We start from the raw sequence: 19,279 nt of genomic DNA on the forward strand, positions 1-19,279 counted from the left end.
ATTCCGTTTACACTTCAATAATGATAGGGAGAATCATGGGACGGCGTTTCGTCTTCTCATATAGAAATTTGCTTAATGTGACCTTTAGGGTCTGCTTAATAATATTCCACTGACCTAAGTCAGCCTCGCTCATCTTCTGAAGAGTTGCCTTGACCAACTGATTGATCTCATCCATCAGATTGTCTGAATTGCGGACATAAATGAATCCCCGCGAAATCGTATCCGGCTCGTTCAACAGCCGCCCATCCGATTGACTAAGAGTAATAACCGTGATCAGTACCCCGTCAGCAGATAATTGGCGCCGGTCCCGCAAGACTACATTGCCAATGTCGCCAATTCCAAGGCCATCCACAAAAATCTGCCCGGCAGTCACCCTTCCTGATTGGCGGACAACTCCTTCTGCCGACTCCACCAGCTCGCCATTTTTGAGCAGGAAGATATGATCTCCCTGTACCCCTACAGCTTCGGCCAATAAGCGGTGGTGATGCAGCATCCGGTATTCCCCATGAATCGGAATGAAGTACTCCGGCTTCATTAAGGTCAGCATCAGCTTTAATTCCTCCTGGCTGCCGTGGCCGGACACGTGAAGCTCGCTGCGCGATCCATAAATCACCCGTGCGCCGAGGAGATACAGATTGTCTACAATCCTGGATACATTGCGTTCATTGCCCGGAATCGGATTGGCTGCAAGGAGTACGGTATCTCCGGCACCGATTTCCATCTGCCGGTTGCTTGAATTCGCCAAGCGGGATAATGCCGCCATAGGCTCGCCTTGACTTCCCGTACACAGGACAGCTATTTCATGCAGCGGCAGCTTGGCAGCCTCCGCAGGTTCGACCAGCATTCCCTCAGGAATGGTCAAGTAACCCAGCTCCCTAGACACAGCAACAACGTTCACCATACTCCGTCCAAGCAAGGCAAGCTTCCGCCCCGTGAGGATAGCGGCATCAACGATTTGCTGCAGTCTGTGTACATTGGAGGCGAAGGTAGAGACAAAGATTCTGCGCTCTGCTTTTTTGAAAGCCTCTTCTAAATGGGCGCCTACCAGCTGCTCGGATGGAGTAAATCCGGGACGTTCAGCATTTGTGCTCTCCGAGAGCAGAAACCGGACACCCTTTTTGCCAATGTCCGCCATTTTATGTATATCCGGATATTGTTTGTTGACCGGGGTCATATCGAACTTGAAATCGCCCGTGTGGACAACAGTTCCTTCGGGGGTATCAAAGACAATACCCAGGCAGTCCGGAATACTGTGATTGGTATTAAAGAAGCTAGTGGTGATTTGGCCGAACGTGAGGATGGAGTCCGAATTGATGCAATTCAGGCTGGCTTGACGTAGAAGCCCGTGTTCTTTGAGCTTATTCTCGATTAATCCCAGGGTCAGGCGGGAGGCGTAGAGAGGAATATTTAATTGTTTCAGCAGGTAAGGGATGCCTCCGATATGATCCTCATGTCCGTGAGTTACAACCAGGGCCCGTACCTTATCGATATTTTCTAATAAAAAAGCTACATCCGGAATAATTAAGTCGATCCCAAGCAGGCTCTCGTCAGGAAATTTGGACCCGCAATCAATAGCCACGATATCATCCCCATATTGCAGGAAATACATATTTTTGCCTATCTCGTGTACACCGCCTAATGCAGCAATCCGTAGCCGTTCTTTTGACATTGTGAGCACCCCTTCCATATATAAATCATCTTTATTATGTTTGGGTGTGCAGGATATTATCCAGATATCTATTCATATACTAGACGCATTAGCAGACCTCCGGTATATTCTGTGAAGGTCTGCGCATCCATATCCTATTTTTGCACAAACTGGTTTATAAGCTTCAGAATGACTTCACGCTTTACAGGCTTACTGACATACTCGTCCATCCCTGCAGCCAGGCACTTTTCCCGGTCCCCCTTCAGCGCATTGGCTGTAACCGCGATGATAGGAGGACTCTTCTCCTTAAGCTCCTCTCTGATCCTCTTTACCGCCTCGAAGCCGTTCATAATCGGCATATGCAGATCCATTAATATGAGATCAAACGGCTGTTTACATGCTGCTTCGACTGCATCTATCCCGTTTGTTACGGTAGTAATCCTGTGACCTATTTTTTCAAGTGTCTTGGTCATCACCAGCTGGTTAATATAATTGTCTTCGGCAAGGAGGATGCTCACCTCGCGTGTGGCAGGAAGTTTGTTCAAGGGAGTCTCTTGGCTGTAACTGTCTTCAGCTTTCTTGGGCTTGATCGTGAAGGTGAAGGAGGAGCCTCTTTTGCCGTCACTCTCTGCATAGATCTCGCCGCCCATCATGCCGATAATTCTGCGGCTGATAGCAAGGCCAAGGCCGGTGCCTTCATGTTGGCGTGACATAAAACTGTCAATCTGCGCGAAGGGCTCAAAGATCTCGTTAAGCCGGGAGGGATTAATTCCAATGCCTGTATCTGTCACTGTGAAGGCCAACATGAACGGAGCTTCCCGGACAAGCTTCACTTTTACCGATATACTGCCGCTCTGCGTGAATTTCACAGCATTGCCGAGCAGGTTCAGAAGTACCTGCTTTAGACGTTCGCTGTCGCCGTATATATGGTCGGGAACATCATGATTTATGGTGCTGGAGAGTTCCAGGTTCTTTTGGGCAGCACTCATGGAAATGACAGCAAAGCTGTCCTTGAGGCATTTGCGCAGATCAAATGTATGCTCCTGAAGTTCTGTCCGGCCTGCCTCGATTTTGGACAAATCAAGGATGTCATTGATAATATTGAGCAGGGTTTCTCCGCTTTTACGGATAATTTGCACATAGCTCTGCTGCTCTCCGGTAAGCTCCGTGGTGTCGAGCAGGATATCCGTCATGCCTACAACCCCGTTCATCGGAGTACGGATTTCATGGCTCATCATAGCCAGAAACTCGCTTTTCGCCCTGTTTGTGGATTCGGCGGCTTCCTTGGCAAGCAGCAGCTGTCTCTGCTCGGAAATGTCTTTGCATATAAGGTAGAATCCGATATTTTGATTATTCACGTAAATTGGTGCAATACTGGTAAGCACTTCTATGACTTCTCCATTTTTGGTGTAAAGCGTGTTGATATGCTGATCAACCGATTCATCATATAGAGATCTGTCCAGAATGTTCTGGACACTCTCCTGTCCAATCAGAAGGGCCAGCTCCATACAGATCAGATCAGACTCGATGGAGTAGCCGGTTATTTTTTCAGCCATACGGTTGGCGTTAATAATCCGGCCGTCCAGGCCAAAGGAAATGACGGAGTCATGGTTGTATTTTTTTAGCGATGTGTACCGCTCTACGGACTCCTGAAGGCGCTGCTCGGATTCCTTTTGCTTAGTGATGTCAACGATTTGACAAATGTAATACGATGGATGATCCGCCTCTCCGCTGAAAAACTTGAGAGTGAGCATTCCCCACATCTGATCCCTTTTTTTTGAAAGAAACCGCGTTTCAAGCTGTATATCCGTTCGGTCACCCAAGAGCTCCCTAAGATCATGTATATTTCCGAATTCATCATCGGGATTGAAAAGTTCTTGCAGCTTCATTCCGTCAAACTCAGCCTTGGAATAGCCAAAGATCCGTTCCATGGCGGGGTTAACAGTCAATATCACACCTTCTGATCCAACCAGTGCGATTCCAAAGGAGGCATTATCTATGACCTGCTGGTTGAACCGTTCCTGATTCAGGTTTACTCGATGCATGGCGTCCTCCTTAAGTAAGTTTTTATTGTCGTGAAAAATAGACCTTCCGCTTTGAAGGTCTTTTCGATACTTAAAATATAATGGATATAACTTCGGATTAAATTTACCCCTTTGGTTTCTTATTGAATCAGAATGGTTGGCTTTGCCAAAAAGAGGGGCTTAGATCAATTTCCGGTATTCTACCGGAGTCATACCCATTCAGCCTCATCCCAGACTGGCTGCTCGAGGAACATACGGATAAATCTCGTCCGGATTGCAGAGTGGTTCTGCGAGACCAGCTTCTGCATCTGGAGGTAATTATTCTGGGAGATCATTCTGATCTCCAGCCGGGAAACCGCCTCAGTCAATACTGAAATGACCTGATCAATTTGCAGGCTTTCTTTCAATATATATTCGGCAACATTCAATTTCACTGCCTGTTGGGCATATTCGAATTCCCCGTGGCAGGACAGGATAATCGCCTGGAGCTGGGGATTTACTTCCCGGGCCTTCCGGATTAATTCCAGTCCGTCCATCGCCGGCATGCCGATATCTGTGAGCAGAATATCAGGCTGATGCAGCTGGCAGGCTTCCCAGGCTTGTTTGCCGTCAGAGCAAGAAGCTGACAGCTCCAGGCCTAAGGTATCCCAGGGAATACTGGCGCTCAGATATTCCAGTACGGGATAGTGATCATCGGCTAATACTACTTTGTATAACACGTTAATCCACTCCAATCCGCTTCACAGGCAGTACTAATTGTACGATTGTACGGTGTCCGTGAAGGCTCTCAATATTGCCCCCGCCTTGTACGAATCCGTGCTTATAAGCATTCTCAATAATCGGCTGGAGAATAAACCGCGGAACGGTCTCCAGCAGCAAGTCTTTATTCACATGACAAGTACAGGCTTGGTAAATCTTCGCAGTAAATACGTTAACGCGAACAAAAAACTGACCGCAAATACGGTTTGAAAGATCAGGCCGGTCCGGTTGATCACGTTCAATCTTTCCGTCAGCTGTTCATAGGGGGCTACGCTGACTAACCTCCATTTGGCATATTTAAGCGGCAGCGAGAGGAGAAGCTGGTTCTCGTTCTTAAATTCTACGATATCCGGGAACGCCAGCTCATCGATCGGCAAAAGGGTATTGAAATCAGATCCTATCAGGGCCTGGTTCCGGTTGGACAGAATCGTATCCTTATCATTCAGCAGATAAACATCTTCCTCTAATGAAGCAAACCTCTCACGAATGGAGGCTTCACTGCGGCTGACAATAAGGTATGCATAGGGCGGAGCGGCAATCCCTTCTCTTAATGCCCGGGCTCTCATGAATACAAACGGCTTCTCAGGCTCAAGGGAGTTCAGATAATTAGCTTCTGCCCCATGAATAAAGTGTCATACGGGAAGAGCTTCTCCAGGGTTGGGAACCAGCCTTGTCCAATAAATTGACGCGGATCATAGTCGTAGAAGGAATAATCAGAATAGGCATGTCCTTCCTTGTCCAGAAGCGTGATGCGTAAGTCGAGGGTATCGCCAGCCACCTGCTCCAGCCGGCTGGTCAAGGTTCTTGCGGCGACCGGATTGGTCTTGGCATCCTCAAGCAGGGTCTTGATCTCCGGATCAAAGTGGACAAAATTCGAGACCGAGACCATCTCTTCGAAGATCACATCAATCTGTGACTGCACAATCGTTAAGGATTGCGTGGCTTTTTCCAGAGAGTGCTCCCGGATAATTCTGACCATAACCCTGGTGATCATTCCGATTCTCTTATCCGGTGTGATTAGCTTCTCGGATGGGGATTTTGTGTCCGGGCTGGAAGGGTTTCATTTTGTCGGCCTGGACAACTACACCAGGCTGGTGCAGGATGAATCCTTTCACCGTTCGCTGATTAACAACCTTATTATGATTGCCGTGGTCCCAGTAGCGATGTTTCTGGCGTTGGTGCTGGCAGCATTAATTAACAAAGCAACGTATTTCAAAACCTTTTTCAAAGTGATTTATTTCATGCCCTTCATTTCGAGCTTTGTTGCTATAGCCCTATTATGGAGAGTACTGTACCATCCCAACAATGGCTTCCAACGAAATGGAATATGGTGGAGAATTACAGGCAGGTATGGGCTGGAGCCGTACCGTTCTCACTTTATTACTGGAATAGTACGAAGGTAACGTTGATGTCGACAGCGCTGTCATTGATTATTTCCGCCATGGCAGCCTATGGATTCTCGAAGGTTATTTTTAAGGGACGGGATATGCTGTTCCTGGTTGTCTTAGCCACCTTTATGATTCCAACCCAAGCCATTCTCGTTCCGCAATTTATTATGTACCGCTGGCTTGGACTGTTTGACAGTCATATCGGGCATGTGCTGCTTGCCGCTTCAGGTGTGCTGGGAACCTTTTTGCTGAGACAGTTTTTCCTCGGCATTCATGATGAGATTATTGAATCCGCCCGTATTGATGCTGCCGGCCACTGGACGATCTTTAGCCGGATCGCCCTGCCGCTTGTGCAGCCGGCCCGCTATTCTAGTAAGCTCCGAAGCCATGGGCATTGTACCAGCCGGAACGGCAGCTGCCGGTTGGGCACAGGATCACGGCCTCCAGTCTGCTGAACAGCCGTTTGAACCTCCTTCCAGAAGGGTAAAAAGAGAGAAACACCCCTCGAGGAGAAAGGCGGTAAGCTTATGCTGTGGGGATTAATCGGACTTGTTGTCGTAGTATGGCTGTTCGGCTTTATCTTTGATGTTATGGGCAATCTGATTCACCTTCTGCTATTTGTCGCTGCGGTACTGTTTGTGATTAACCTGTTCCGGGGACGATCCCGGAGTTAACAGGACATAAACAAGAGCGGGTTCAAATACTTAATTAAACAGTTAACACACAAGCACGCGGCACCCTCATAGGGACGCGTGCTTTCGTGCGTAATCCTTGAATTCTCCCGCAAGGGAGACTTTAAGGATTAGTCCTGCTTCCGGCAAGTCTGGACACGTTCCCTCCGGATGCCTATAATGTAATCACTATGCAACCTGGAGGAGAATCAATGAATAAACCGATCATCGCCGTCGATATGGATGATACCATCTGTCATCTCGTCAAACGTGCGATATACCACAACAACATTGAGTTTCCTACGCATCCGCTCCGCTACGAGGATATGATGGACTGGAATACAGACCACCTTCGCCATCCGGACAGCACGATGGACCTTTTCTTCGGCAGACCCGGCCTGTACGAAGAGCTGGAGCTGTTCGATGAATATGTGGTCGAAGAGATGGAGAAGCTTCACAACGCTTATGATGTCATTATTGTTACAGCCGCTGTTCCCAAAACAGTGCTTGAGAAATGGAACTGGATGCAAAAGCACATGCCGTATATCCCGGCCGAGAACTTCTTCACCTGCAAGCGCAAGCATCTGATCGGCTTCGATCTGCTGATTGATGACGGTCCGCATAATTTGCTGCCCGCTGTACAGGCAGGGAGGAAGGTGCTCTGTATCCCGCATCCCTGGAACCTGCGGGCCCGGGAGGAATATGCCTTTCCGCTGATGACCTCCTGGCAGGGGGCGAAGGAGCGGGTGGATGAAATTTTGCAGGCACGGCAATAGCCGTTGACTGCATCTGCTATAAGGGGCTAACCCAGAAAGCCAAGAATGGCTGCTTGGGATAGCCCTTTTTAAATTTAGGATGACCTTGAGTGTAATTCTGCTAACCTCGGGTATTCATCTGGGCCTGCCTTTGTTCGTACGATTAGGAAGCCTGCTCAAACTGGCTGTTGTACAGCTCCGCGTAGAATCCGTTCTTCGCCAGCAATTCTGTATGACTGCCGCTTTCCAGGATATCGCCGTCCTTCAGGACGAGAATCACATCGGCATTCTTGATTGTGGACAGCCGGTGGGCGATGACGAAGGAAGTTCTGCCCTCCATCAGCTGATCCATCGCCTGCTGGATCAGCAGCTCAGTCCGGGTATCCACGGAGCTTGTAGCTTCGTCAAGAATGAGCATCGGCGCATCCTTCAGCATCGCACGGGCAATGGTCAGCTGCTGCTTTTGTCCGGCGGACAGGTTGACCTTATCGTTCAGGACGGTATCATATCCGTCGCTAAGGCTCTGAATGAAGCGGTGCAGCCCAACAGCCTTGCAGGCTTCTACGAGCTTCTCGTCCGTGATATTCTGCTGATTGTAGATCAGGTTCTCCCTGATTGTGCCTTCAAACAGCCAGGTTTCCTGCAGCACCATGCAGAACAAATCGTGGATGTTCTCCCTCGTCAGACTACTGATCGGTGTGTCATCGATGTAGATTTCTCCGCCGGTCAGCTCGTTGAAGCGGATGAGCAGATTGACGAGCGTGGTTTTGCCTGCGCCGGTCGGTCCGACAATGGCCACCTTTTGCCCTGGCTTCACATCGGCCGAGAAGTTCTTGATCACCAGGTTCCCGGAATTCTCATAAGCGAATTTCACCTGGTCAAAGCTTACTTTACCTGCCGCAGTTGCCAGTGTGTTCTCTTTGCGGCTCTCGTCTTCCAATTCTGCTTCTTCGAGGAATTCAAACACACGTCCGCCTGCGGCCGATGCCGATTGCAGGTTCTGCGCGGCCTGGGCGATCTGGGATAACGGCTGGGTGAAGTAACGTACATACATAATGAAGGCGACGATAACCCCGAAGGAAATAGTTCCATCTAAGGCCAGTACAGCACCAACGACACAGACGGCAACGAAACCAAGATTACCGATAAAGCCCATTAGCGGCGGCATCAGTCCGGAGAGGAATTGCGCTTTGAAGGCGCTGTTCTTCAGCCCCTGATTCAGTTCCTGGAAGGTGCTGCGCATCTGCGCTTCACCGTTATAGGCTTTTACAACATTATGTCCGGTATAGACTTCCTCAACATGACCGTTGATTTTGCCCAAGAATTCCTGCTGGCTGGCAAAATACTTCTGCGATTTCTTCATAATAACCGCCATCAGGCCGAAGCCGATGATTGTTGCCACGATAGCGGTAAGGGTCATAATTACATTGGTCCGGAGCATCATGAGGATTGAACCGATGAACATGGCTATGGCGGTTACCACTGTACCTATGCTCTGATTCATCGCCTGGCCGATGGTATCCACATCATTCGTTACCCGGGAGAGGATATCCCCTGTGGCTGACTTATTATAGTAGGAGATTGGAAGCCGGTTCATCTTATGAGCCAGATCGGTTCTTAATTTCTTGGAGACCTTCTGGGTAATATTCGACATGATCAGGCCCTGGGAGAGCGATAATACCGCACTGATGGCGTAAATCACGACGAGGGTGATGCCGATGGCAGCAATGCCGTCCATATCGATCCCGCCTGCGAGACCGGCAGTGATTTTGTCCGTAATCTCGGAGAGCATATCCGGACCGAGCAGGGTGAGCACGGTTCCCGCCGCCGCGCAGATCAGCGCAATGATGATCACCGGAACGTATTTCCGGCAGTAACGGAGCAGCTTGCTCCAGGTATTCTGTCCTTTGGTCTTGGTTTTCATCTTCATTAGGCAAGCTCCTCCTTGGTCAGCTGTGAGTAGGCAATTTCCTGATAGACGCTGCAGGTCTGCATTAATTCGTCATGCGTGCCCATTCCGGCAATTTGTCCGGCTTCCAGTACGATGATTTTGTCGGCGTCTTTAATCGTACCAATGCGCTGGGCAACGATCAGCATCGTGGATGCAGAAGCAACCTTCTTCAGCTCGCTGCGCAGCTTGCGGTCCGTCTTATAGTCAAGCGCCGAGAACGAATCATCGAAGATCAGAATTTCCGGGCGCCGGGCAATTGCTCTGGCAATCGAGAGCCGCTGCTTCTGTCCGCCGGACAGATTGGAGCCCCCTTGGGCGATGTGGGCATCGTAGCTGCCCTCCAGCTTTTCCACAAATTCAGAGGATTGGGACGTGTAAACCGCATCTACAATATCGGAGCTGAGCACCTGACCGGCACCATTCTCGCCAAAAGCAATATTAGAAGCCACCGTTCCGCCGAACAGTACCGCCTTCTGGGAGACATAGCCCATTTTATTCCGCAGCGCCTGCTGGTCGTATTCTTTGACATTGATGCCATTCACGAGCACTTCGCCTTCGGTAGCATCATAGAAACGGGGAATGAGATTAACAAGCGTACTCTTGCCGCAGCCTGTTGAGCCGATAAAAGCAACCGTCTCCCCCTGCTTCGCCGTGAAGCTGATGTTCTCCAGCACATAATCCTCTGCGTCCGGATATTTGAAGCTAACCCCTCTGAATTCAAGCTCATCCACACGCTTCACAGGGAAATGAGTAACTGATCCGTTCTTCAGGCTAGGCACGGTTTCCAGCACCTCATTAATACGTTTGGCCGATACCTGGGCGCGGGGCAGCAGAATGAAGATCATGATCAGCATCATGAAGGCCATAACCACCTGTATCGCGTACGATGAGAAGACAATCATATCTGAGAACAAGCCCATCTTGGCGGTGCCGTCAGCCGCTTGAATAATTACAGCACCAATCCAATAGATGGAGAGGCTGAGTCCGCTCATAATCAGGGAAATACTCGGCATCAGCGTTGTCATTACATTGTTGGCAAACAAATTGGTGCGGGTTAGCTCGTTGTTGGCGGAGGCAAATTTCCCTTCCTGGTATTTCTCGGCATTGTAAGCCCGGATGACCCGCAGACCGTTCAGATTCTCTCTGGAGACACGGTTCAGATTGTCGGTTAACTGCTGCAGTTTCTTGAATTTAGGAAGAACGAGAGTGATGCAGACGGCGACAATCAGCACCAGCAGCCCAACAGAGGCGCCGGTCGCCAGCGTCCACTGCCAGCTTTTCCCCGTAATCTTGAGGATCGCCCATACGGCAAGGATGGGTGCTTTGACCAGCAATTGCAAGCCGATGACAATCAGCATCTGCACCTGGGTGATATCATTCGTGGACCGGGTAATCAGGCTGGCGGTGGAGAAGTTGCTGATCTCCTCCATCGAGAAAGACTGCACCTTATCAAACAAATTAGCGCGTAATCTGGCTGACAGGTCGGCCGCGATTCTGGCGGCAATCCCTGCCACGACAATCGAGGTGGCCAGACTGCCGAGTGCACAGAGCAGCATCCAGGCTCCGGCGGTCAGGATCTCACTCATTTGGCTGCCCGGGGTCTGGATCAGTCGGGTAATATCACTCATGTAGTCAGGCAGCTCCAGATCCAGCCAGACCTGCGCGATAATGAACATGAGGCTGATGCCGAATAAGAACCATTCTTTGGGCTCCAGGTTCTTCAGTAATTTCAACATAAGAATGACTCCTTTGCGTGTTTGTTGCTATGATCGTACCGGAGAATGATAAACTGAAAATTAACTTTTGCTGAAACAAGCAGAAAATACTATGACAAAGAGGCCGTCCGGGAGCAGCCAGGAGACTTGCTATGAAAAAGAGGCCAACCCGGGAGCAGCCATGAGGTGGCCGTTCAGCTTGGGATAGCCTCTGGTCTGGTAAGAGTCATCAAAATCCTGTACAAAATACAACAATTCCCTCATTAAATCGGCCATAATTCGAAATTGTTGCAGCGATTCTACATTCATCTTCTGGTAGCCCCCTTAAGTCTCGTACATTTAGTGTAACATGAATAAGAGGGTGGGTTAATCAGAGCAATCACCTGGAGGCAGATAAATCTTGTACTGGTCATAGCTGGTTATGATCAAGAAATTCCGGGTAATGAACGGGAGATTAAGGGCTTGAATGGGCCAAAAATACATAAAGTCGAATACGGAGGGAACCAAAGTGAGCGAAGAAGAAGTGGAAGCAACCGGCTGGGATGCTATTGAGGAACAGATGTCAGGATTGTATGGACAACAGGAGCCGAAGCATTATGCTGCCTTGTTGCCTTACATGCTGGGTGGGAAGGACCCGCTGAACGGAATCAGTGCCTATAAGGCGGAGCTGCCTTATCCCCATTGGCACTTTGTAACTTTCGGATTCTCTGAGCTATATGACAAGGAATCAGAGGACCCGGAATACAGCGGCTACGGATTTGAGCTGACCTTCCGTCTGGCACGTACTGCAGGAGAAGAGGAGCCTCCGGCCTGGGCGATGAATCTGCTGCAGAATATGGCCAGATATGTGTTCAGCAGCGGCAATATTTTTGCTTCCGGACATTATCTGGATGCGAACGGTCCTATCTGCCTGGGTGCAGACACGAGGCTGACTGCTCTGGCTTTTACCGGTGATCCGGAGCTTCCGGCTATTGATACCCCGAATGGGCGGGTAGAGTTTCTGCAAATGGTGGGGATTACAGCCGATGAGCTGGAAGCCATGATGTCTTGGAATACCAACGCATTCCTGCAGGCCAGCCATGAGGTGCTTCCCGCTTACATCACCGATCTTGGACGGGATTCACTGCTGCAGCTTCCGGTTATAGAGGATGCAGTGCGGCAGGGGATTGAACGTGACGGGTCTCAGACAGGTATCCTGTATGTGGATCAATTGGACTGGGAGCCTGGGAAGAACCGTCTGCTCAGCAAAGCGCCGGCCGTCCTGGCCATGGGGGCGCAGCAGGCAGCAACGGTAGCCAGACTGCTGCGCGGCCGCCTGCTGAAGGGCAAGAAGCTGACGCTCACCAGCCCTAAACTGCAGGTTGTGTTGGAACTGGCACAAGAGACCGGCTGCAAGGAAGACGGCGGGACCGTCCGCATCAGCCTAAGTGAAGCTGCTGTTCTGGAGCTGGAATCGAAGCTTAGGCCTAAGGAGAGTGAGCTCAAGCTGTCCACGGCCAAGGAACTGATGATACGGGTGAGAAAAACGTATATCAAAGACCAGGAAGGCAATGTTGTGGATACCATCGGCTAATAGGGGGGCGGTCATGTGGACCGCCCTTTGTTGAGTAATCACCGAAGATAAGGCCCCACTTTGTGGGGATCTTTTATTTGGTGGACGGAAGCTTCTTTACGGCAGGGAGCAGCAGCGTAAAGGTGGTCCCTTGCAGCGGAACACTATCACAAGTGACGGTTCCGCCGTGTAGCTCAGTGATTTTACGGACAATGGTAAGCCCCAGCCCATTACCGGCAGTGGAGTGGGAGGTATCCTGCTGATAGAACTTGTCGAACACCCTGGGAAGTGCAGCCGCACTGATGCCGGCACCGTTATCCCGGAAGGTGATTTCGATCTTGTCTTCGGCCTGCCTCATCGAAACTTCGATTTCGCCATGCTCCGGAGTGAACTTAATGGCATTGTCGAGCAGATTCAGCCAGACCTGATTCAGCATCTCTTTATTTCCCGGCACCTCATAGTCCTGCACGTTGGCTGTAATGGATATATGCTTTTTCTCCATTTTGGGATGCAGAAGCAAGACACACTGGCGGATCTGTTCGCCGACATTGAAGGGTTCGCGGCCCGTTAATATCGTCTGGGCCTCCACTTTGGACAGGCTCAGGACGTTGGAGGCGAGGGCGGCCAGACGGGTGGATTCCTCAATGACAATATCCAGATATTCATTCCGTTCTTCCTTGCTCAGCTCATCATCCTTGAGGATTTCGGCGAACCCTTTGATCGACACAATCGGGGTGCGGAACTCATGCGAGAAATTGTTGATGAAATCCGTGCGCAGAATCTCAATGCCGCCCAGCTCATCCGCCATCCGGTTGAAATTGGCAGAGAGAATCTTGAATTCGGGCGGATTATTGAGCCGCAGCCGGGTGGTGAAATCTCCTCCTGCCAGCTGGTTGGTGGCATCGATGAAGGTGCGGATGGATTTCAGCATCCTCCGGCTGGCCAGGCCCGAGGTGACAGTGCCGATCATGATGCAGGCAATTAATGTGATAAAGGTGAGGACTTTGAAATCCTGAATGATGCGTTCATTGAGTACACCGAAGACCATCAGCAGATAGACCAGTATGCCGGTAATCAGAACGGTAATGAGGAAGATGATAAATACAGCAAGCGAGAAGTAGAGCGACAGGCCGATTTTACCCGTCAGCCTCTTGATCATGTTCATGTTCTCACCGCCTTATATCCGAGCCCGCGGACAGAGACCAGCTCGAACTCCGGATAGGCTTCAAAACGTTTGCGTAGGCGGTTGATATGCACATTCACCGTAGTATCCGTGCTTTCGCTGTCCATGCCCCAAATCTCGTCCATCAGCTGGATGCGGGTGAAGATGCGCTCCGGATAGGATAAAAGCTTATAGAGCAGATAGAATTCCTTCTGCGGAAGCGTCTGCTTGTCCTCGTCCCGGGTCACGGTTAATGTGTCATAGTCCAGATGAACCCTGCCGATCACCAGCTTACGGGCACTCGCAATCTGCGAGCGGCGGAGAAGGGCCTGGATTCTCAGCAGCATTTCTTCTGTATCTACAGGCTTGGTCATATAATCATCGGTTCCGAGCCGGAACCCTTTTTTCTTATCCTCAGGTAGCTGTTTGGCTGTGGCCATAAGGATGGGAATTCGATTGTCCGCTTCCTTGAGCTCTTCGGCAAATTCATACCCGTCCATCTCCGGCATCATAATATCCAGAATAATCAGATCGATATGTTGGACTTCAAGAACCTCCAGAGCTTCTCTTCCATTCTCAGCCGTTACCACGTCATAACCTTCCCGTTTCAGCACAGCGTTCATCAGCTTGCGTACATGCTTATCGTCTTCTACAACAAGGATCTTTATCATGGTTTCACTCCATAGGTTGTCGGATTTGACCGCGTTTCCCCATCATTCTAATGTAAAAAAAGGCTAAAGACAAAATCTTTAGCTTTTCTTTAGGCTTTGTTTAGTCTGAATTAAGAATGACGCTCTATATTATAGGGAAAAGAACCACCGGTTCAAATATGAAAACAGGAGTCACTCATGGCCAAACTGAATTTGTTTATCCGCATTTGTATTGCAGTGCTGCTGGTGCTGGGAATTATCTATGTAAGCTCACTGGTGGACTTTATTTTCACACCTATTATCTCGCTGTTCAGTGTGGTCATTGTGCCGTTAATGCTGGCCGTCTTCTTCTATTATCTGCTGCGTCCCTTAATTGATTACCTGGCCTCCCGCAAGCTGAACCGGACAGTCGCTATCTTGCTGGTCTATCTGGTTATCGCGGTGCTGCTGCTGGGATTCACGGTAGGTGTCTGGCCGTCGCTGCAGACTCAGCTGCTGAATCTGGCTAATAATATGCCTGGCGTGTTCAATGCCGTGGGAGAGCAGTTGACAAAGCTGGAGGACAGCGATCTGTTGTCGAAGCTGATTCCTGCGGACATGAATCCGGCCAGCCAGCTGATGGATTATTTGAATAAAGGCTTTTCGCTAATGACGGTCTATGTGTCGGGGTTATTCTCCTTTGTCTCTAATTTCGCCATTGTGCTCTTTACCTTTCCGATCCTGCTGTTCTACATGCTCAAGGAGGGCGGGAAGTTCGGCGATAAGCTCGTGAGCTTCTTTCCGAAGCGGTATCATGAGGAAGGTGCTGCAGTTATTGCTGAAATCGACGGGGTGATGAGCAGCTTCATCGTCGGGAGGGTGCTGGTCAATCTGGCGCTGGGGGTGCTGATGTATTTTGGTTTCCTGCTGATTGGGCTACCGTATGCGCTGCTGCTGACACTGATGGCTGTGCTGATGAACTTCATCCCGTTTATCGGGGCCATTCTATCCACTGTACCGATCTTCATCTTCGGTCTGATCGAGTCGCCGTCCACGGCCATCTGGTCGATCGTGGTTGTGCTGGTCGCGCAGCAAATTCAGGATAACCTGGTGGCGCCTTATATCTTCGGGAAAAGCATGGATATCCATCCGCTGACCACGATCATTCTGGTCCTGGCCGGAGGTGATTTCGGCGGTATTATCGGCATCCTGCTGATTATTCCCGTCTACATGATGCTGAAGATTATAACGGTCAAGCTCTATCAGCTGTTTGTCCGGCAGCGCTGGGATAAGGAAGCGGAAGTCCCTGCGGAAGCGGGGGATTAAATGGAATACGGGAAGGACCGGGAGGCCGTCATTAGGCTTTCCGGTCCTTTTGGATTTGATGATGCTTATTAACCGAGCCGGAAATGAATGGCCCAAATGGTGAAAATAGAGGGCTCCCTCTGAATCCATCGAAAGTGGCTCATAGCACCAATTTAAGGTGTAAACCCCTCTGATTTGTCCCGAGGGAATAAATGAAAAATAGGGGCGAAATGCTGTCTCTCCGGGTCCAAATATACAAGCCAAATCTGACTCTGAATCGGCCGGAAGTGGGAAATATGCGGAGGTAAACGAGCAAAATGTATGCGAAAAACCGAATACAATGTGCCACTGCGGAGTGAAACGACCCAGATGTATGCGGAAAACCGAATACAATGTGCCACTGCGGAGTGAAACGACCCAGATGTATGCGAAAACAAACATGTCTTTCAAGGCACAACTCCAGCATGAAAATGAGCAGCGTGGCTAAAAAACAGAACGTCGTCTGTTCATCTATTTAACAAATTTTAACGGAAAACCGAACACAATTAGACCGGGTGGGTAGCGTAGGCCGAATGTAATCGAAAAACCGAACACAATTGGACTGGACGTGCCACGTAGGCCAAATGTAATCGAAAAACCGAACACAATTGGACTGGGTGCACCGCGTAGGCCAAATGTAATCGAAAAACCGAACACAATTGGACTGGGTACGCCGCTTAAGCCGAATGTAATCGAAAAACCGAACACAATTGGACTGGGTACGCCGCTTAAGCCGAATGTAATCGAAAAACCGAACACAATTGGACTGGGTACGCCGCTTAAGCCGAATGTAATCGAAAAACCGAACACAATTGGACTGGGTGCACCGCGTAGGCCAAATGTAATCGAAAAACCGAACACAATTGGACTGGGTGCGCCGCGTAGGCCAAATGTAATCGCAAAACCGAACACAATTGGACTGGGTGCGCCGCGTAGGCCGTGCGTTTATCGCAGTGCCAGACGTATTTTCACAGAAAAACCGAATACAATATGCCACTGCGAAGGCAAACGAGCCAGATGTATGCGAAAAACCGAATACAATGTGCCACTGCGAGGGCAAACGATAAGAAAAAAGGGACCGCCCCAAGTAGCCATTGTATGGCTAGTGGGGGCGGTCCCTTTCCTGAATCCACTCCCGTTACTCCCGGTTCAGAAATGTCCGGGTCCGCTCCAGCTGCGGGTTGCCGAAGATCTGCTCCGGTGTGCCGGATTCGGCGATTTCGCCGTTATCCATGAAGAAGACGCGGTCGGCCACATCGCGGGCAAAATTCATCTCATGCGTGACGATAATCATCGTCATGTGCTCGTCCGCAAGCTGGCGGATGACCCGCAGCACCTCGCCGGTGAGCTCGGGATCGAGCGCCGAGGTCGGCTCGTCGAACAGGAGAATGTCCGGACTGAGCATCATCGCCCGGGCGATGGCGACCCGCTGCTTCTGCCCGCCTGACAGCATGGAGGGATACACGTCTGCTTTATCGGCAAGACCTACTTTGGAGAGCAGCGCCTCGCTTTTGGCCGTGATATCCTGAATACTCTCCCGCTTCAGCGTTCTTGGGGCAAGCTCCAGGTTTCCCCTTACGGTGAGATGCGGAAACAGATTAAAGTGCTGAAATACCATCCCCATGGTCGAGGTAATTTCCCTAATGTCCGCATTACTGGCATATTTGCCATTGTTCACGAGCGCTTTGCCGCAGATCAGGATACTTCCTCCGGTAACCTCCTCCAGATGCACAAGACTGCGCAGCATGGTGCTTTTGCCGGAGCCGGAAGGTCCGATCACCGCAACGACTTCCCCGGGGTTAACGTCAAAGGTAATCTGTTTCAGCACATCGAGGCTGCCGAAGGATTTCTGCAATTGCGATACTTCAATCATACAACTCATAGCCAAACAGCCCTTCTACTCAAATTTGAAACGTTTCTCCAGTGTCTTGAAGAACAGCGTAAGCACCAGTGTCATCAGCAAATAAATTACGCCCGCTACGACAAAAGGGGTAACCGTGAAATCACGGTTTACCGCCGTTTTGGCGAAATTGAGCAGCTCCGGTACGGCTACGGCATACAGCAAGGCAGTGTCCTTGACCAGGGTTATGGACTCATTGGCTACCGCCGGCAGCGCCACCCGGAACATCTGGGCCAGAATCACCTTGCGCAGCGTCTGCCATTTGCTAAGCCCGAGAACCTTGGCCGCCTCATGCTGGCCTTTATCAATCGAGAGCATTCCCCCGCGGAAGATTTCGGCGAAATAAGCGCCATAATTAAGAATAAATCCAAGGCTGGCCGCAACGAACCGGTCCATGACCAGATATTGCCCAATCACGGGAATCTGCGGCAGGCCGAAGCAGAAGAACAGCAGCTGCAAGAGCAGCGGAGTGCCGCGCATCACATAAATATAAGTATGTGCAATCCAGGCCAGCGGCTTGACGGAGCTTTTGGCCATCAGGGTAACCACCATCCCGAGCGGAATGGACAATACGATCACGATCAGGAATAGCAATACCGTTGTCCGTGCCCCCTCCAGCATCGGTCCGGAAATTTTAATAATATAGTCAATATTCATCTCTTCACCCGACTCCTAAAGGAAACCATCTAGTTAAGTACTTTGTTCTCTCCGAACCATTTCGTGGAGATCTCGGCCGCCGTTCCGTCACTGCTCAGCGCGTCCAATGCCTTCTGCAGCTCCGTCAGCAGGTCCTCATTGCCCTTTTTAATCCCTATACCATACTGCTCTGGGGCCAGCGATTCATCCATCAGCTTGTACGTGTCCGGCTCCTTGGCTATGTAGTATCTGGCCACCACTTCATCAATGACCACTCCATCCAGACGTCCCGATTTCAGGTCTGTCAGGGCAAGCACATTATCGGTGAATTCGGAGACACCTTTAAGCTCTGCCTTAATCGGATTAGCATCCAGGGCATCGGCAGCAGAGGAGAGGCTTTGCAGTCCGACCTCTTTGCCGGCCAGATCCTTAAGCGCAGACAGCGCTGAATCCGCAAGCACGACTACAACCTGGCTGTTCTCCAGATAAGGCTTGGTGAATAACACTTTTTCCTTGCGCTCGTCCGTGATGGTGTAGCCGTTCCAGATCATATCAATGCGTCCGCTATTCAGCTCCGATTCCTTGGCAGACCAGTCAATCGGCAGGAAGGTAACCTCTTTGCCCATTTTCTCAGCAGCCGCTTTCGCATAGTCAATATCGAACCCGACAATTTCATTGTTATCATCCCGGAAGCCCATCGGGGCAAACTTATCATCTATACCGATCACCAGCTTACCGTCATTGCCTCCAGAACTGGAGCAGCCTGCTATTATAGCAATCGCCAAAATTACCAATAAACTCAATATTCCTTGTCTCTTCATCTCTCTATTCCCCCTAGTAGATTACACGCAGCAGCCTGCGCTTTAGTTCGTTAATACGTTATCAGTTTATCATAATAACATATGATGTGAGTTACTGTCGATAGAGTAGGGGAATACATTTGTGTCCAAAATAAATCAAATCCTGCCGCTACGCAGACTCTTATTTTATTTAATTTTTCCATTAGATCTCAATTCGTAATCTGATACGATTCCTGTAACAGGTACACAGGCGGCCTGAAATAAGGAGGAATGTGATAGGTGATAGAATTAAATAATGAGCAATGCGGTAAGGCAGAGGAGCTGGTAACCAGTCACAATGAGCTG

At 50.0% G+C, this 19,279-nt stretch carries 20 protein-coding genes and 1 pseudogene; 6 read left to right on the forward strand and 15 right to left on the reverse strand.

Annotation, left to right across the window (positions count from 1 at the left end; all coding sequences use genetic code 11):
• Positions 1–7: 7 nt before the first annotated feature.
• The 6 genes from MKZ24_RS14365 to MKZ24_RS14390 form a co-directional block, all read right to left on the reverse strand.
• Positions 8–1,669, reverse strand: a complete 1,662-nt coding sequence (locus tag MKZ24_RS14365) for a ribonuclease J (protein ID WP_231637698.1) — start codon at positions 1,667–1,669, stop codon at positions 8–10.
• Between the two features lie 134 nt (positions 1,670–1,803).
• On the reverse strand, positions 1,804–3,693 hold the full coding sequence (locus MKZ24_RS14370; protein ID WP_340783970.1) for a PAS domain S-box protein: 1,890 nt from the start codon (positions 3,691–3,693) through the stop codon (positions 1,804–1,806).
• 188 nt (positions 3,694–3,881) lie between these two features.
• A complete protein-coding gene (locus MKZ24_RS14375; RefSeq protein WP_042238263.1) occupies positions 3,882–4,391 on the reverse strand; it encodes a response regulator in 510 nt (169 codons plus the stop codon).
• Between the two features lies 1 nt (position 4,392).
• A complete protein-coding gene (locus MKZ24_RS14380) occupies positions 4,393–4,563 on the reverse strand; it encodes a hypothetical protein (protein WP_156123281.1) in 171 nt (56 codons plus the stop codon).
• On the reverse strand, positions 4,560–4,997 hold the full coding sequence (locus MKZ24_RS14385; protein ID WP_340783977.1) for a hypothetical protein: 438 nt from the start codon (positions 4,995–4,997) through the stop codon (positions 4,560–4,562). Before MKZ24_RS14385 ends, MKZ24_RS14380 begins: the two co-directional genes overlap by 4 nt.
• Positions 4,998–5,029: 32 nt before the next feature.
• Positions 5,030–5,425 carry a hypothetical protein gene (locus MKZ24_RS14390; RefSeq protein ID WP_340783980.1) on the reverse strand — a complete coding sequence of 132 codons (396 nt, stop codon included), beginning with the start codon at positions 5,423–5,425 and terminating at the stop codon, positions 5,030–5,032.
• Positions 5,426–5,471: 46 nt separating this feature from the next.
• Between MKZ24_RS14390 and MKZ24_RS14395 the strand changes: the two genes are divergently transcribed.
• The 4 genes and pseudogenes from MKZ24_RS14395 to MKZ24_RS14410 all read left to right on the forward strand — a co-directional run bounded on the left by MKZ24_RS14395 (position 5,472) and on the right by MKZ24_RS14410 (position 7,266).
• Positions 5,472–5,834 (forward strand): carbohydrate ABC transporter permease, encoded by a 363-nt coding sequence (locus MKZ24_RS14395; RefSeq protein WP_231637939.1) that lies wholly within the window; start codon positions 5,472–5,474, stop codon positions 5,832–5,834.
• Positions 5,735–6,181 (forward strand): annotated as a pseudogene (locus tag MKZ24_RS14400) (carbohydrate ABC transporter permease); the annotation flags it as partial. The gene MKZ24_RS14395 and the pseudogene MKZ24_RS14400, both read left to right, overlap by 100 nt.
• A 165-nt stretch (positions 6,182–6,346) precedes the next feature.
• Entirely contained in the window at positions 6,347–6,493 is a 147-nt protein-coding gene (locus MKZ24_RS14405) for a lmo0937 family membrane protein (protein WP_144026097.1), read from the forward strand.
• Positions 6,494–6,702: 209 nt separating this feature from the next.
• Positions 6,703–7,266 (forward strand): 5' nucleotidase, NT5C type, encoded by a 564-nt coding sequence (locus MKZ24_RS14410; RefSeq protein ID WP_042238258.1) that lies wholly within the window; start codon positions 6,703–6,705, stop codon positions 7,264–7,266.
• A gap of 142 nt (positions 7,267–7,408) precedes the next feature.
• On the opposite strand, the gene MKZ24_RS14415 is transcribed toward MKZ24_RS14410, so the two are convergent.
• The 3 genes from MKZ24_RS14415 to MKZ24_RS14425 form a co-directional block, all read right to left on the reverse strand.
• Positions 7,409–9,175, reverse strand: a complete 1,767-nt coding sequence (locus MKZ24_RS14415) for an ABC transporter ATP-binding protein (RefSeq protein WP_197072966.1) — start codon at positions 9,173–9,175, stop codon at positions 7,409–7,411.
• The gene (locus MKZ24_RS14420; protein WP_340783984.1) at positions 9,175–10,932 is read right to left on the reverse strand and encodes an ABC transporter ATP-binding protein; all 1,758 of its coding nucleotides are present in this window, start codon (positions 10,930–10,932) and stop codon (positions 9,175–9,177) included. The genes MKZ24_RS14415 and MKZ24_RS14420 overlap by 1 nt, the downstream gene beginning before the upstream one ends.
• A 129-nt stretch (positions 10,933–11,061) precedes the next feature.
• Positions 11,062–11,220, reverse strand: a complete 159-nt coding sequence (locus tag MKZ24_RS14425) for a hypothetical protein (RefSeq protein WP_340783986.1) — start codon at positions 11,218–11,220, stop codon at positions 11,062–11,064.
• A 250-nt stretch (positions 11,221–11,470) separates the two neighbouring features.
• On the opposite strand from MKZ24_RS14425, the gene MKZ24_RS14430 reads away from it, so the two are divergent.
• Positions 11,471–12,484 (forward strand): suppressor of fused domain protein, encoded by a 1,014-nt coding sequence (locus tag MKZ24_RS14430; RefSeq protein WP_340790167.1) that lies wholly within the window; start codon positions 11,471–11,473, stop codon positions 12,482–12,484.
• A gap of 73 nt (positions 12,485–12,557) precedes the next feature.
• Here MKZ24_RS14430 and MKZ24_RS14435 read toward each other — a convergent pair whose 3' ends face one another.
• Together MKZ24_RS14435 and MKZ24_RS14440 are read right to left on the reverse strand one after the other, a co-directional pair.
• Entirely contained in the window at positions 12,558–13,628 is a 1,071-nt protein-coding gene (locus MKZ24_RS14435; RefSeq protein WP_340783989.1) for a sensor histidine kinase, read from the reverse strand.
• A complete protein-coding gene (locus tag MKZ24_RS14440) occupies positions 13,625–14,296 on the reverse strand; it encodes a response regulator transcription factor (protein ID WP_042238251.1) in 672 nt (223 codons plus the stop codon). Before MKZ24_RS14440 ends, MKZ24_RS14435 begins: the two co-directional genes overlap by 4 nt.
• 177 nt (positions 14,297–14,473) lie before the next feature.
• Here MKZ24_RS14440 and MKZ24_RS14445 point away from each other — a divergent pair, with 177 nt between their 5' ends.
• On the forward strand, positions 14,474–15,580 hold the full coding sequence (locus MKZ24_RS14445; protein ID WP_340783992.1) for an AI-2E family transporter: 1,107 nt from the start codon (positions 14,474–14,476) through the stop codon (positions 15,578–15,580).
• 489 nt (positions 15,581–16,069) lie between these two features.
• On the opposite strand, the gene MKZ24_RS14450 is transcribed toward MKZ24_RS14445, so the two are convergent.
• From MKZ24_RS14450 to MKZ24_RS14465, 4 genes are all read right to left on the reverse strand, one after another.
• Positions 16,070–16,510: a hypothetical protein gene (locus MKZ24_RS14450; RefSeq protein WP_340783995.1), complete on the reverse strand. Its 441-nt coding sequence runs from the start codon at positions 16,508–16,510 to the stop codon at positions 16,070–16,072.
• Positions 16,511–16,736: 226 nt separating this feature from the next.
• On the reverse strand, positions 16,737–17,480 hold the full coding sequence (locus MKZ24_RS14455; RefSeq protein WP_340783998.1) for an amino acid ABC transporter ATP-binding protein: 744 nt from the start codon (positions 17,478–17,480) through the stop codon (positions 16,737–16,739).
• A gap of 15 nt (positions 17,481–17,495) precedes the next feature.
• Entirely contained in the window at positions 17,496–18,155 is a 660-nt protein-coding gene (locus MKZ24_RS14460) for an amino acid ABC transporter permease (protein ID WP_042138968.1), read from the reverse strand.
• 29 nt (positions 18,156–18,184) lie between these two features.
• Positions 18,185–18,955, reverse strand: coding sequence for an amino acid ABC transporter substrate-binding protein (locus MKZ24_RS14465; RefSeq protein WP_340784003.1), 771 nt, complete (start codon positions 18,953–18,955; stop codon positions 18,185–18,187).
• Positions 18,956–19,279: the final 324 nt, after the last annotated feature.

Source organism: Paenibacillus sp. FSL R7-0297, from assembly GCF_038009025.1.
Lineage (GTDB): Bacteria > Bacillota > Bacilli > Paenibacillales > Paenibacillaceae > Paenibacillus_AQ.